A 13,847-nucleotide genomic window follows, 5' to 3' on the forward strand; every position below is an offset into this window, starting at 1 on the left:
TGATAAGAAGGTTTTTTTTAGGATGACATGAGAGATTGATACATCGACACATAAGGATGAGATGCTTGCTTTTCTAGATATAAGTTCTCGCAAAATTGCGTACTGCAATGCCAGGTTTTATTGTTTCTGCGTAAACCAAGCGTATATTTGTGCGGAGAGTCCATATAAGGCCGCACCACCCAGTCAGCATCTGAATGATGACGGATGACAACCTCTCCTAAATACACACTCATCATCGCTTCTAATGCATCTATTGGCATTTTCCACTCAGCGAACAGCTGCTTAGTCAATGCATCGAAGTATAGTGATTCTAACTGATACAGGCTTTCCTCAGAGTCATCCAAAGAAATGTTATGAAAATGACACAATTGTGCTAATTCTTCTAGCTGTGTCTGTCTATAATCAAAGTAGAAAGCAATGGCCTCCCATTCATGATCAAATGAGGGAACCAGTTCTCCGTACAAATCAACAAAGTCAGGAAAAGAATCTTTCAATGTGTTCAGCTCCTTCCACACGCAGTATATCATCTCCTTAGCATCAGGATAAGAGGGGATTCACACTAAATGTAGCTCTTTTTTCCAAATGATTCATCTTTCCGATTTTCGAGGATATAATGAAAGGGAGTTTTCCTTTACAGAAATAAATAAAAGGAGGATTCAACTGTATGGAAGACGTAGGACAACAAGCAATCGTGGGCATTGTGATCCACCTATTTTTTATCGCGGTTACATGGTGGGCACTGCTTGCTGTAAATATTGATCCACTCATTAAAAAAGGGAAAATTGTTCAAGCGAGGCTGCTGATGATGCTCATTACCATTGCCATCGCATCTGCGGTCAGCAATTTCTTCCTTGATTACTTAAACTTCTCTAGACAAATTCCTTATATGTTCTAACATAAAAGGTTTGGTCAGGGCCTTCTGCGGGAACGTAAAAGGAAGGGTCAAAAGGCTCGCCTTTTGTTGACTTTTCCACGTATGCATTGACCTCCTTGCGGCAACACTTGTAGCAAGGGGGAATGACAAGTGAGAAAGTATTTGAAAGGTTGGCCATTATTTGCGTTTATTCTTTTTTTTGTTCTGATGATTCAAGGAGTTCGTGCGGAAGAATCGTCTCCGCTCGCTCAAATAGCAGAAGGTCTGAAAAACCAGCAAATTGAAGTCGATGGGTGGACCCTTCATGCCAAAACAAATGTGGATATTTCATCCGAACAATTTTCAAAAAAAGTGAAACGTTTGAAAGACGAACTACGACAATATGAGTGGACCGAAAAAAAAGAGAAACATGTCACCAAAGTCACAGGAATTTACAAAGATGAAAAAAATGATACAGAATCGAAAATTTTACTCGTGAAGACCGACACAAAATCCAATCAAAAGTCGTATTTATTATATGAGCAAAAAGGTGCTCGCCCACTGAATACCTGGGAGCATACATATGATCAGTTCGTACGTCATGCAAAAAGCATATTACAAGAGAAAATTGTAATTTTTACTTGTCTCGATGGTCATGTAAATGGTATGATGGATGTTGTTTTGCAAAAAAAAGCTGAAACGTTAGCAAATGAATTTCAAGCAAAACCAGTTGAGTATCTCGTTGAGTCTAATTTTGTGTCGCTTTCCGCTTACACAGATAAGTGGGAACAGTTCATTATGACTTCAAATGATAAAATGAATGTTCAAATTGCCATCAGAAGTTCGGAAATGAACGAAAATCATACGATTACGGTTGGCACACCAATCGTAACGACTGAATATTAATATAGAGAATTTGGGACGCGGAGGGGAAGACCTTGGAAAAAATCATCGTCCGCGGCGGTCAAAAGTTAAACGGCACAGTTAAAGTAGAAGGCGCAAAAAATGCCGTTTTACCAGTTATCGCTGCATCTTTGTTAGCAAGTACAGAAAAAAGCGTAATTTGTGATGTACCTACGCTCTCCGATGTATATACAATCAATGAAGTGTTACGTCATTTAGGAGCAGAAGTACATTTTGAAAATAACGAAGTATCAGTTGATGCATCTCATGCACTAGAAACTGAGGCTCCGTTTGAGTATGTCCGTAAAATGCGAGCATCCGTGCTTGTCATGGGACCACTTTTAGCAAGAACAGGTCATGCAAGAGTTGCATTACCTGGAGGCTGTGCGATTGGTTCAAGACCAATTGATCAGCATTTAAAAGGCTTTGAAGCAATGGGAGCTAAAATTCAAGTAGGTAATGGTTTCATCGAGGCTGAAGTAAATGGCCGTTTAAAAGGTGCAAAAATCTATTTGGATTTCCCAAGTGTAGGGGCAACTGAAAACATCATCATGGCAGCAGCATTAGCTGAAGGCACAACAATTTTAGAAAACGTAGCAAAAGAACCTGAAATTGTTGATTTAGCAAACTACATCAATGCCATGGGCGGTAAGGTTCGCGGTGCTGGTACTGGTACAATCAAAATTGAAGGTGTGGAAACACTTCACGGTGCAAAACACAACATCATCCCTGATAGAATTGAAGCAGGTACTTTCATGGTGGCAGCAGCCATTACAGAAGGAAATGTTCTTGTAAAAGGCGCAGTGCCAGAGCACATGACATCACTTGTTGCAAAAATGGAAGAAATGGGTATTCAGATCATTGAAGAAGAAGAAGGTTTAAGAGTCATTGGACCATCTGAGCTCAAGCCAATCGATCTAAAAACAATGCCGCATCCTGGGTTCCCAACGGATATGCAATCTCAGATGATGGCGCTATTGCTTCGTGCGAACGGAACAAGCATGATCACAGAAACGGTGTTTGAAAACCGCTTTATGCATGCTGAAGAATTCCGCCGCATGAATGGCGATATTAAAATTGAGGGTCGCTCTGTCATTATCAATGGGCCGGTTCAACTTCAAGGTGCTGAAGTGGCAGCGACTGATTTAAGAGCAGGAGCAGCACTTGTACTTGCTGGATTAGTGGCAGAAGGTCACACACGCGTCACTGAGTTGAAGCATATTGACCGTGGTTATGTGAACTTCCACCAAAAGCTTGCAGCAATCGGTGCAGATATTGAAAGAGTCAACGATGAATCAGCAGATGTGACACAAGAACAAGTTGTATCAGATCTGAACGCTTAATCATGAAAGAAATCAGTGTGTCCATTGGGCATGCTGATTTTTTTTTAGAATCATAGAATGCTTCATTTCACGAAGCTTATCATTAGTGTATCCAACCATCTTAAATTTTATTCATACAGACGAACAGTAAAATCCATCGAAGAACAGCCCCATACCTCCATAAAAGACTTGTCCACTAAATGAAAGAAGCTGTCATATTAGCTTGTCCCTGCCCATAGGATAAAAGAGATTCAATGACAAATGGGGGCAGCCAAATGAAACCAATGATATGGACAATCGCAGGAATATGCATCATCATTTTAATGATTCCAACATTACTTGTGTTGCCGACGTTCCAAGGGAAACCGGCAGCCAGCCAGCACGTAGCAGCAGAACCATCAGTTAAAAAAGAAGTGAAGGGTTCAGTCAAATTGAAGCAATCACCCGTCGCTATCCCCGTCTATCGCTCAGCTCATCAGCAGGTAGAAAACATTCCCTTAGAAGAGTATGTGATCGGTGTCGTAGCATCTGAAATGCCAGCTGATTTTGAAATGGAAGCACTCAAGGCACAGGCGCTCGCAGCAAGAACGTATATCGTCAGACAAATGATCAGTGATAAGACAGTCAAATCACCTAAGGGCTCTCTTGTAGATGATACCCAAATGTTCCAAGTTTACAAAAACAAACAGGAACTCAAGAAAATTTGGGGGAAAGCGTACAATTGGAAATTAAAAAAGGTCACGGAAGCTGTCGCCAGCACACAAGGAAAAGTGCTGACTTATGACGAGAAACCAATTGATGCTTCATTCTTTTCAACAAGTAACGGAAAAACGGAAAATGCCGAAGCCTATTGGAAAAACGAAATCCCCTATTTGAAAAGTGTCTCAAGTAAATGGGACGAAAAATCGCCAAAATTTCAAAACAAGAAAACCATCTCGGTGAGTGAATTTCAACAAAAATTAGGTGTGACGCTCACTCAGCAGTCTCAGGTCGGACAGATTGTAGAACGGACACCAGGAAACCAGGTAGCGAAAGCCGTGATCAATGGTAAAACGCTGTCAGGCCGAGACATTCGGGAATCACTAGGCCTTCATTCAGCGGACTTCGCATGGGAACGCCAAGGCCAGCAGATTGTGATTACAACAAAAGGATATGGTCATGGTGTAGGCATGAGTCAATATGGTGCGCATTATATGGCGCAGGCAGGCAAGAAAGTAGATGCTATCGTGAAACATTATTATAAAGGAATTCAAATCGAATCGGCCGATCGTTTTCTCAACACGTATATGGCTAAAAAATAATAAAGCAAAGGTGCCTCAGAAATGAGGCATTTTTTTGTGTGTTCAAAGAGGTTTGAACAGAATGTGACAAATTGCGACTTAAGACGCACCGAAGGAAAACTTAAACATTTACGTCCCGATAAGAACTGATGGCCGATACAAAGCCCCTCAAAAGGAGGAGAAATCGAGAGGATAATTGGCACGTTAGGTGAAAATATCTAGACATCTGACAGAATTTTAGTGATTTTGATGAAAGAGAAAAAGGGACCGAGTCCTATACCATTCCAAGACAGAATATTTTACGATTAAGATGCTTCAATTAAATACATAAGGAGGAAGGAAAATTATGTTGAAAAAAGTATTCTCACTCGTAACCTTAGCTGTATTGACATTATCTATGTCAATCTCTTCACCAGTATTTGCAGAAGCATCTACAGTCAAAAAACATAATAAAGATGTAAGAGTCACAATCTTGCTTGATGCAAGTGGAAGCATGGCAAGAAAAGTTGAGGGAGAGCGCAAATTTGATCTCGCCAAACAAGAGGTATTTAAATTTGCTCAGTCACTTCCAAAAGACGCTAAAATTCGTATGAGCTTGTTTGGTTCTGAAGGAAACAACAAAAATTCAGGTAAAGCTCAATCATGTGAAGTCATTAGAGGTGTTTATGGCGTACAGCCTTATGAAAAAGACAGCTTCGAAAACTCTTTAAACGGACTTGGGCCAACTGGCTGGACACCGATTGCACGTGCACTTGAAAATGCAAAGCAAGCGGATGAGCAGCTTACTGAAGGAACAAAGCATATTGTGTACTTAATCACTGATGGTGAAGAAACTTGTGGCGGAGATCCAGTAAAAGTAGCAAAAGAATTGCATAACTCAAAAGGATCAACTGTTGTAAATGTGATCGGGTTAGACTTTAACGATGGCTATGAAGGTCAATTGAAGCAAGTAGCCAAAGCTGGTAAAGGCCATTACTACCAAGCAAGCACTGGTAAAGAAATGGGTTCTATCTTATCAGCAGAATCATTAAAACTACACGAATAACTTGCTGAACAAAAGGGAAACGATTGATTCATGCTTTCGTTTCTCTTTTTCTGTACAAAAGTAAAAAATGGAGGTTTTTATTGATGAAAAGAAATATCATATTAACCATTTTGGCTAGTCTTGTCCTGCTTCTTTCTTCACCAGCTCATGCTGTAACAAAACAAGAGCCGCCTGCTCATGTGGTGATATTACTCGATTTAAGCGGCAGCATGGCACAATCAGTTGAAGGTGAAAAGAAAATCGATATTGCCAAACGATCTATTCAAAGCTTTGCGAGCATTTTATCAGAAGATACACAAGTTCTGCTTCGTGTGTTTGGTCATGAAGGAACCAATAAAAATGCAGGGAAAGCCATTTCTTGTTCAAGTTCTGAAGCCGTTTACGGATTTGGTTCATATGAGCCATCAACATTTCAGCAAGCACTAAATGTGTATAAGCCAACTGGCTGGACACCACTTGCAAAAGCATTAACAGATACAAAACAAGATTTTGAAGATCATCAGGCTGAAGGGAAAAATATTGTGTATGTGGTCAGTGATGGTGAAGAAACTTGTGGTGGAAGCCCTTCACAAGCAGCAAAGGAATTACATGAAGACGGAATTGATACAATCGTCAATATCATTGGCTTTGACGTGAATGAAAAAGAAGCAAAAAGTCTAAAATCTGTTGCAAAAGCGGGTGGAGGACAATATCAACCAGCTGCAAATGCTGAAGAATTGAACCGCATTCTTCAACAAGAAGCGAGCGCTTTTGGTCGGTAGAGAATGAAATAGCAGCTGGGGAAAACACCCCAGCTGTTTTTTAAGTTGACGATCAATTCAAAGTCGTTTCTAATTCATCAATTCGTTTCTCCACGTAATGCTGATCCTTTCTTGCATGGAAGGTTTCAGCTTTTTCTAATATGGCAGCCGTATTATATTCGGGAATCTGTGAGTAGCTCTCATACACACCTTTAGGAATTAAAACGTTTCCTTCAGGCCAATAAACAGCGATATTGCCACGTCTCAACTCTCCGAATTGAGCCACTCCTTGATAGGACCCATATTGATTAAAGAGAACAACTGGATCACCTTCTTGGACGTAAAGCTCTTTTGCATCTTCTTCATTCATTAGGATAGAATGACGTTTTCCACCATTAAAGGCATCCTTTTCACTATAGATCATAGAGTTGAATTGCTTTCCTCTTCTTGTCGTGATATTGAAATGCCCCTCGGTTTTTCGGTATTGAGGCAGCTGGGCAGGCAGAAGATGTCCCTTGCCGTCTGGTGTTGGACACACTCCATCTTCACATAGCCAAGCGCCTCCCCATTGAAATACGTCTCCTTTATGACGTAAATGCTGGATGCCATCATAGTTTCGATTGGCGATCGCAATCTCACGACGAATGTCTTCAGCTGTTTCAAAATGAATTAGCTCGGCATCTTCTGGCCGGACTCTTTTCGCAAGATCAATATAAATATCCCATTCTGCTCTTGCTTCCTCAATACGAGGTCCTTCAATTTCTGGACTGAAATATACCATGCGTTCCGTACTGGTTGATGTGCCGCCGCCTGGTTGTTCATACCTTGTCATAGCAGGCAGAACAATCACCGCTTCTTCAGCATCTACCAGCGTAGATGTATTCAAAATGATATCTTGGTGGACACGGAGTTCAAGTTCAGATAATGCTTTTTCGATCGCTTCTGGATTTGGCATCGTTTCTAAAAAGTTTCCGCCACTCGTAAACAGCATTTTGAGTTTTTGTGGATGGTCTTTTGGGAGAGCCATCTTCTCAAAGGATTGCCCAATGGTGTCACCATGCCATTTAGGAATATCAAAACCCCATATATGTTCAATTCTTTCAATATTCTCTTCATCAAAATCACTACCCGGTAAAACGAATGGATCAGCACCCATCTCACCGGAACCTTGGACGCCGCTATGCCCACGGATTGGCATGACACCACAATGTTTTCTGCCAATGAATCCTCGCAGCATGGCAAGGTTGGCAACCTGTGATATATTATCAGTTGCAAAGCGGTGCTGTGTAAGGCCCATACTCCAAATAAAAACGCCTGAATTAGCATTGGCCAGGAGTATCGCAAATTCCTTCATTCTTTCTTTTGATAAACCTGATGATGCTTCTAGGTCTTCCCACTTCAACTGTGCGACATGCTGCTTTAAATCCTGTATGCCTGTTGTGTGGTTTTGAATAAATTCGTGATCAAGAGCCGAATGGGGAGCATGCTGCTCCATGTCAAACCAATGCTTGATGACGCCATTCATAAACGCAATATCGCCGCCTATATTGACTTGGTAAAAATCATCTGCGATTTTTGTGCCGAATAAAGCACTTTCTGGAATAGAAGGAACCCAGTATTTTTCCATGGCTGGCTCTTTATACGGATTGATGACGATAATTTTTGTCCCTTTCTTTTTAGCAGCGTACATATATTTAGTGGAGACAGGCTGATTGTTTGCTGCGACAGATCCCCAAAAAATTAATACATCCGTTCCAATCCAATCACTGTAATTACAGCTTGAGGCACCGATGCCAAGGGACCGTTTAAGAGCGGTTTTACTCGGTGAATGGCAAATGCGAGAAGCATTATCAATATGATTTGTCCCTATAAATCGAGCTGCCTTTGCAGCGGTATAATAAACTTCATTTGTAATTCCTCTGGCGGTTAAATAGAAAGCAAGCTGCCGTTTATCAATTGATTGGATTTTAGCTGCAATTTGATTTAATGCATCATCCCAAGAAATACGTGTAAAGGCATTGTCCCCCTTTTTTCGGATCAATGGATAAGGAATTCGCCCAAGCTTGCGAAGAGAGGTGCTGTCCATTTGCTTTAGCTGATGAATATCTTTAAACCATTTTGGATCAATGGCTGGCATTGTGTTAAGACGAAGCACATTTAGTCTTGTGGTGCATATATGAGGTCCTGCGAGCGTTTGATCATACAGTCCTGAGACACCAAGGGCACAGCCGTCACAAACCCCCTGCGTTAAAATACGGTACGCGTAGGGAAGGTTATCTTTGTTCTCCCATGCCACTTTCATCGTATCTCGAATGTGTTTTGGTTTCACTTTGCCAAGCCCCATTGGTGCAAAAGAGGCCCATAGCTTTGGTGAGGGTTTTTTATTGAGTTTAACAGGCCCCTTATGTTTTGTTTTCCCCATGAGATCATCACCCTCCTATTACTTTGTAAAGCGTTTTCATATCTAAAAATTACCTTTAGATTGTGATTCTGTCAAATTCAAATTAAGGTCGGGCTGAGACAGAGGAAGAAGCTGGTAGGTTTTTTTCTCTCAGCTGCTGAATATCCTTCCGAATAAGAAGTGATATGATAAAAGCGATGAAAAATAAGCCAGAGAACACCATAAGACTTTGTGTGTAATTACCTGTTATATCTCGGATGAAGGATGAAAATAGTGGTCCTGCTAAACCAGCAGCGGCCCAAGCAGTCAAAATATAACCGTGTATGGCACCAAGCTGCTTTGTACCAAACAAATCCCCGATATAGGCTGGAATTGAAGCAAATCCTCCTCCATAGCACGTATAAATGATCGCCATGACGATTGAAAAGATGAGCGGTTCTTTTAAATAGGGAAGTAAAGGAAATGCAATGAGCTGTATACTGAAAAAAATCGTATACGTATTCGGCCTTCCTATATAATCTGAGAACGATGCCCAGCCAATCCGTCCTAAACCATTAAAAGCACCTAAAATGCCAACAAGAGTAGCTGCAGCACCTGCAGTGAACCCAACACTTTCTTGAGCAAGAGGTGACGCTACTGAAATAATAGCAATTCCGCATGTGATATTAATAAAAAGCATAAGCCACAAATAATAAAAACGTCTTGTTTTGATCGCTTCATTTGCTGTAAGCTGTGATAAATCTTGAGGGATTTTTCTTTGCTTTGTTTTGAATACGTCAAATTGTTTGACGTCATCAGGTGTTGGTGGAGATAAATAAAGAGATGAGATCACCATGATGATAAAATAGGAGATTCCAAGAATATAAAAAGTATTTGCGATATTTACTTTTTCAATGAGAAATTGAATAATTGGGCTGCAAATAAGAGAAGCAAACCCAAATCCCATAATAGCTAAACCTGTTGCAAGTCCTCTGCGATCTGGAAACCATTTAACTAATGTTGATACAGGTGCAATATAGCCTACGCCTAAACCTATTCCAGCGAGAACACCATAAAATAAATAGAGGAGAGGCAGTGAGGACATGTGGACAGCGAATCCTGACCCAGTCATTCCGATGCCGAAGAAAATAGCTGAGAAGAGCCCGGATGCTCTTGGACCATATCTTTCAACGAAATGTCCCATGAAAGCAGCAGATAAACCTAAAAATAAAATAGCAATACTGAAGGTCAGACTTATTTCTGTTAATGACCACTGAAAGGCTTCATGTAAAGGATTCGTAAAAACACTCCAAGCATAAACAGACCCAATAGATAAATGAATTCCTACAGCACTTGCTGCGATGAGCCAGCGATTTTTCGATTTGTTCATTTTGTTCCCCCCATATAAAGCAATCAAGAAGTTTGATAAGATAGAAATATGTTACATTTTTATGACTTTTTAAAATAATATCACAATTTCATTGGATCATATAACTAAATTTGCGTTGAAAGGAAGATCATACAATGAATCCTTCTGTTAAAACGAAACGAGTCATACACCAATACCGTGAAGGTCAATTTACCTGCAAAACTGATGAAATTGTAGAAGAATTTCCTTTAACTGTGTTGGTGAATGGAGAAGAATTTGTGACACTTGTTTGTTCACCAGAACATCTGAAAGAATTGGTTATCGGCTTTTTGGCTTCAGAAGGGGTCATTCGATTTGAAAATGAGATTAAAAGGTTTACAATAGATGAAAGTATGGGCTTTGCCTATGTTGATTTAGTTCACTCAAGTGGATTTCATACATCAGATTTTACAAAGCGAGTGATTGGTTCATGCTGCGGGAAAGGAAGACACTTTTATTTTCTACAAGATGTAAAGACGGCAAAAACAGCCATTGATCGAATCAGTGTTTCTGCTGCAACCTGTATGCATCTCATGAAGTGTTTGCAAGAAGAAAGCCAATTATTTCAACATACTGGTGGAGTGCATAATGCTGGACTGTGTGATACGGAAAAGCTGTTTATCACTAGAACTGATATAGGAAGACATAATGCTTTAGATAAAATTTATGGATATTGTTTACTTCAGCGAATCCCACTTAGAGATAAAATTCTTGTGTTTAGCGGCCGGATATCGTCGGAAGTTCTATTGAAGGCAGCAAAACTAGGAGTATCTATTGTCATTTCAAAATCAGCACCTACTGAGCTAGCACTTAAAATGGCAGAAGAATTAAATATTACGACAGTTGGGTTCGTGAGAGGAAAGTCCTTTAATATTTACACTCATCCTCAGCGTATTACAGAATAGGAGGCAAAGTATGGTCAGTATTTTGGATAAAAGACATCGACCATTGCGCGATTTAAGAATATCAGTAACTGATCGCTGTAACTTTAGATGTACGTACTGTATGCCTGCTGAAATTTTTGGACCAGATTATCCTTTCTTGAAAAAAGAAGAACTGCTTAGTTTCGAAGAAATTGAACGACTTGCTACCCTTTTTGCAAAAAACCTAGGTGTGGTAAAAATACGCATTACGGGCGGGGAACCTTTAATGCGGAAGGATCTGCCTGTCTTAATAGAAAAGCTCGCAAAAATTCCAGGGATTGAAGACATTGCGATGACAACCAATGGAACGCTTTTACCGTTATATGCTGATCAGTTAATGAAAGCAGGTCTTAATAGAGTTACCATTAGTTTGGATTCATTAAATCCCGACCGTTTTAAGCAAATGAATGGTAGGCATATTTCTATCCAAAAAGTGTTTGATGGCATTGAGGCTGCAAAAAAGGCTGGACTTGCTATCAAGATTAATATGGTTGTTCAAAAAGGTGTGAATGATCAAGATGTCTTACCAATGGCAGCTTACTTTAAAAAAGAAGGACACGTTCTCAGATTTATTGAATTTATGGATGTCGGTAATACGAATAAATGGAATCTAGAACATGTCATGACAAAGAAAGAAATAATTGAATTAATTGATTCAACATATCCTATCAAACCAGAACCTCCTCAATATACAGGTGAAGTAGCCAACCGATTTTTTTATAAAGATGGTTCAGGAGAGATAGGCATTATTTCTTCCGTTTCAGATGCTTTTTGTGGAACATGTAACAGAGCAAGGCTGTCTGCACGCGGGGAATTGTTTACATGTCTGTTTGCATCATCGGGTTTTGATCTGAAACAGATGATTCGTACGACAAAAAATAATGAAGAATTAACGAATAGGTTAAAGGAATTATGGTCGAATAGACATGACCAATATTCAGCTGAGAGAGAGCAGAAAAAAGATCAGAAAAAGGTTGAGATGTCATACATCGGTGGTTAATGACAACAAAGTATCATGATCATGTATTTTTGAAAAGAAGAGAAAATGTCATAATCGTTGCTGAAAATTCTTTTTTGAAACAGGTCATTTTATCTTATGAACTCAATGATTATAAAAAACCAGCAGAATCTCTGCTGGTTTTTAATTTGCTATTTTGCACCTCGAAAAGATTGAGATAAGATTGGAAAATAGATTTTTCATCATTGTGTGCTGCTTTACTTTTACGAGTGCTGTGATAAGATCAAATCATTCTTTACCAGCTCGATTTTTTCACTCCGGGGATATGACCCTTATAGGCAAGCTCACGAAAAGCAATCCTAGACATTTTAAATTTTCGTAAATAACCTCTGGGACGGCCTGTTAATTCACAGCGGTTTTTTAAGCGGGAAGGGGAAGAGTCTCTAGGTAATTTCCGTAAAGCTTCATAGTCCCCTTTTTCTTTTAACTCTTTCCTTAATTCTGCATATTTCAATACAAGCTGCTGTCGTTTTTTTTCTTTAGCAATCTTAGATTTCTTTGCCAATTAAAACCCTCCTGGCCTAATTTTGTATTTTCCATTGAAAGGGGTCTTCAAACGTAGTCCAATCTTGATCAAATTCTTCAGGTGTGAGCAAGCATTGATCAAGTGTGCGAATGATATCTGCTTTAGGCAAATCCACACCGATAAACACAAGTTTTGTATGGCGATCACCAAACTCTGCGTCCCACTCATCAAGAAGCTCTGGTTCCTGATTTAATATCCGTGCTTTTTCTTGCTCAGGCAAAGCAGCAATCCAGTATGCAATTGGTTCAATCGCAACAGATTTTCCAGCTTGTGAAATTAAAATGGTTAAATCATGATGTGTGGCAAGCCAAGTAAAACCTTTCGCCCGAACGATCTGCTCAGGCATTTGATCCAACCAATTATTCAGCCTGCCTGTATGAAAAGGAAGTCTTCTTTCATAAACAAAGGATGAAATTTGGTATTCCTCTGTTTCCGGCGTATGCTGAGCATGTCCTGCGTTGATCTCTTTGATCCATCCAGCAGAAGCACTTGATTTTTCAAAGTCGAATAAACCAGTATTCAAAATGTCATCTGGATTTACTTTACCTTTGGAGGTTCTGATGATAGATGCTTCTGGTTGCAGTTTGTTCAGCACATGCTCAAGTCGATCTAATTCTGAGGGTGAGACTAGATCGCATTTATTGATAATCAGCACGTCACAAAATTCAATTTGATCAATGAGTAAATCTGAAATTTCTCGTTCGTCGTCATCGGAAACAGCTTCTTTACGATCTAATAAACTCTCTCCTGACTGGAAATCAGTCCAGAAACGATTTGCATCTACTACTGTGACCATCGTGTCTAGCCGGCAAAAGCGGGTCAAATCTATGCCCATTTCTTCATCAATATAAGAAAACGTTTGAGCGACGGGAATTGGTTCACTAATTCCGGTTGATTCAATGACAATATAATCGATATTACCCGCCTTACAAAGGCGTTCTACTTCGATTAACAGGTCTTCTCTCAAAGTGCAGCAAATACAGCCGTTAGATAATTCAACTAGTTTCTCATCTGATCGAGAAATCTCGCCGCCTTGTTTGACTAGTTCTGCATCAATATTAATTTCGCTCATGTCATTGACGATCACAGCGACTTTTAACCCTTTACGATTTTGAAGTACATGATTTAATATCGTTGTTTTTCCTGCTCCTAAAAAGCCGCTTAATACTGTAACAGGTATAAGCTTATTCATTTGTTTTTGTCCTTTTGAAAACGATCATTTTGTTTTCCGCCTCACTTAAAAAGTAATCATTACGATTTATGATCTAAAAATTTATTTTGTTTCTCTATGAAGGGTGTATTTCTTTAACCGAGGAGAATATTTTTTTAACTCCAATCGGTCAGGATTCGTTCTTTTATTTTTTGTTGTGATATAGTTTCTGTCACCTGTTTCAGTACAGGCCAAGGTAATTTTAACGCGCATACGTAATAGGGTCCTCCTTTAATTCG

General features: G+C 39.7%; 14 protein-coding genes. 8 read left to right on the forward strand and 6 right to left on the reverse strand.

Going from position 1 to position 13,847, the window contains the following annotated elements; all coding sequences use genetic code 11:
- Positions 1–17 precede the first annotated feature (17 nt).
- A complete protein-coding gene (locus tag JVX94_RS16660; protein WP_095410062.1) occupies positions 18–494 on the reverse strand; it encodes a hypothetical protein in 477 nt (158 codons plus the stop codon).
- 170 nt (positions 495–664) lie between these two features.
- Between JVX94_RS16660 and JVX94_RS16665 the strand changes: the two genes are divergently transcribed.
- The 6 genes from JVX94_RS16665 to JVX94_RS16690 all read left to right on the forward strand — a co-directional run bounded on the left by JVX94_RS16665 (position 665) and on the right by JVX94_RS16690 (position 6,164).
- On the forward strand, positions 665–895 hold the full coding sequence (locus JVX94_RS16665) for a DUF1146 family protein (RefSeq protein ID WP_024423724.1): 231 nt from the start codon (positions 665–667) through the stop codon (positions 893–895).
- Positions 896–1,024: 129 nt separating this feature from the next.
- Complete coding sequence (locus JVX94_RS16670) at positions 1,025–1,759, forward strand: YwmB family TATA-box binding protein (protein ID WP_095409771.1); 735 nt, start codon at positions 1,025–1,027, stop codon at positions 1,757–1,759.
- 32 nt (positions 1,760–1,791) lie between these two features.
- Complete coding sequence (gene murA / locus JVX94_RS16675) at positions 1,792–3,099, forward strand: UDP-N-acetylglucosamine 1-carboxyvinyltransferase (RefSeq protein WP_007497616.1); 1,308 nt, start codon at positions 1,792–1,794, stop codon at positions 3,097–3,099.
- A 254-nt stretch (positions 3,100–3,353) separates the two neighbouring features.
- Positions 3,354–4,379: a stage II sporulation protein D gene (spoIID, locus tag JVX94_RS16680; protein WP_205183856.1), complete on the forward strand. Its 1,026-nt coding sequence runs from the start codon at positions 3,354–3,356 to the stop codon at positions 4,377–4,379.
- 325 nt (positions 4,380–4,704) lie between these two features.
- Complete coding sequence (locus JVX94_RS16685; RefSeq protein ID WP_205183858.1) at positions 4,705–5,403, forward strand: VWA domain-containing protein; 699 nt, start codon at positions 4,705–4,707, stop codon at positions 5,401–5,403.
- Between the two features lie 83 nt (positions 5,404–5,486).
- Positions 5,487–6,164: a VWA domain-containing protein gene (locus JVX94_RS16690; RefSeq protein ID WP_111290615.1), complete on the forward strand. Its 678-nt coding sequence runs from the start codon at positions 5,487–5,489 to the stop codon at positions 6,162–6,164.
- A 52-nt stretch (positions 6,165–6,216) separates the two neighbouring features.
- On the opposite strand, the gene JVX94_RS16695 is transcribed toward JVX94_RS16690, so the two are convergent.
- The gene (locus JVX94_RS16695) at positions 6,217–8,565 is read right to left on the reverse strand and encodes an FdhF/YdeP family oxidoreductase (RefSeq protein ID WP_205183860.1); all 2,349 of its coding nucleotides are present in this window, start codon (positions 8,563–8,565) and stop codon (positions 6,217–6,219) included.
- Between the two features lie 82 nt (positions 8,566–8,647).
- A complete protein-coding gene (locus tag JVX94_RS16700; RefSeq protein WP_144471929.1) occupies positions 8,648–9,913 on the reverse strand; it encodes an L-lactate MFS transporter in 1,266 nt (421 codons plus the stop codon).
- Positions 9,914–10,047: 134 nt separating this feature from the next.
- On the opposite strand from JVX94_RS16700, the gene fdhD reads away from it, so the two are divergent.
- Both fdhD and moaA read left to right on the forward strand, forming a co-directional pair.
- The gene (fdhD, locus tag JVX94_RS16705) at positions 10,048–10,836 is read left to right on the forward strand and encodes a formate dehydrogenase accessory sulfurtransferase FdhD (RefSeq protein WP_144471931.1); all 789 of its coding nucleotides are present in this window, start codon (positions 10,048–10,050) and stop codon (positions 10,834–10,836) included.
- A 10-nt stretch (positions 10,837–10,846) separates the two neighbouring features.
- Positions 10,847–11,854 carry a GTP 3',8-cyclase MoaA gene (gene moaA / locus JVX94_RS16710; RefSeq protein WP_205183862.1) on the forward strand — a complete coding sequence of 336 codons (1,008 nt, stop codon included), beginning with the start codon at positions 10,847–10,849 and terminating at the stop codon, positions 11,852–11,854.
- 253 nt (positions 11,855–12,107) lie between these two features.
- Here moaA and rpsN read toward each other — a convergent pair whose 3' ends face one another.
- The 3 genes from rpsN to rpmG all read right to left on the reverse strand — a co-directional run bounded on the left by rpsN (position 12,108) and on the right by rpmG (position 13,821).
- On the reverse strand, positions 12,108–12,377 hold the full coding sequence (rpsN, locus tag JVX94_RS16715) for a 30S ribosomal protein S14 (protein ID WP_095409763.1): 270 nt from the start codon (positions 12,375–12,377) through the stop codon (positions 12,108–12,110).
- Between the two features lie 16 nt (positions 12,378–12,393).
- Positions 12,394–13,590 (reverse strand): GTP-binding protein, encoded by a 1,197-nt coding sequence (locus JVX94_RS16720; RefSeq protein WP_205183864.1) that lies wholly within the window; start codon positions 13,588–13,590, stop codon positions 12,394–12,396.
- A gap of 81 nt (positions 13,591–13,671) precedes the next feature.
- Positions 13,672–13,821 carry a 50S ribosomal protein L33 gene (gene rpmG / locus JVX94_RS16725; RefSeq protein WP_003214771.1) on the reverse strand — a complete coding sequence of 50 codons (150 nt, stop codon included), beginning with the start codon at positions 13,819–13,821 and terminating at the stop codon, positions 13,672–13,674.
- Positions 13,822–13,847 lie beyond the last annotated feature (26 nt).

Source organism: Bacillus sp. PDNC022, assembly GCF_016919285.1.
Lineage (GTDB): Bacteria > Bacillota > Bacilli > Bacillales > Bacillaceae > Bacillus > Bacillus safensis.

What these genes read in the sequence shown, in the direction of transcription:
- JVX94_RS16690 (WP_111290615.1), top strand. Translation starts at nt 5,487, where the DNA reads ATGAAAAGAAATATCATATTAACCATTTTGGCTAGTCTTGTCCTGCTT.
- rpmG (WP_003214771.1), bottom strand. Translation starts at nt 13,821, where the DNA reads ATGCGCGTTAAAATTACCTTGGCCTGTACTGAAACAGGTGACAGAAAC.
- fdhD (WP_144471931.1), top strand. Translation starts at nt 10,048, where the DNA reads ATGAATCCTTCTGTTAAAACGAAACGAGTCATACACCAATACCGTGAA.
- moaA (WP_205183862.1), top strand. Translation starts at nt 10,847, where the DNA reads ATGGTCAGTATTTTGGATAAAAGACATCGACCATTGCGCGATTTAAGA.
- JVX94_RS16700 (WP_144471929.1), bottom strand. Translation starts at nt 9,913, where the DNA reads ATGAACAAATCGAAAAATCGCTGGCTCATCGCAGCAAGTGCTGTAGGA.
- JVX94_RS16695 (WP_205183860.1), bottom strand. Translation starts at nt 8,565, where the DNA reads ATGGGGAAAACAAAACATAAGGGGCCTGTTAAACTCAATAAAAAACCC.
- JVX94_RS16720 (WP_205183864.1), bottom strand. Translation starts at nt 13,590, where the DNA reads ATGAATAAGCTTATACCTGTTACAGTATTAAGCGGCTTTTTAGGAGCA.
- spoIID (WP_205183856.1), top strand. Translation starts at nt 3,354, where the DNA reads ATGAAACCAATGATATGGACAATCGCAGGAATATGCATCATCATTTTA.
- JVX94_RS16685 (WP_205183858.1), top strand. Translation starts at nt 4,705, where the DNA reads ATGTTGAAAAAAGTATTCTCACTCGTAACCTTAGCTGTATTGACATTA.
- JVX94_RS16665 (WP_024423724.1), top strand. Translation starts at nt 665, where the DNA reads ATGGAAGACGTAGGACAACAAGCAATCGTGGGCATTGTGATCCACCTA.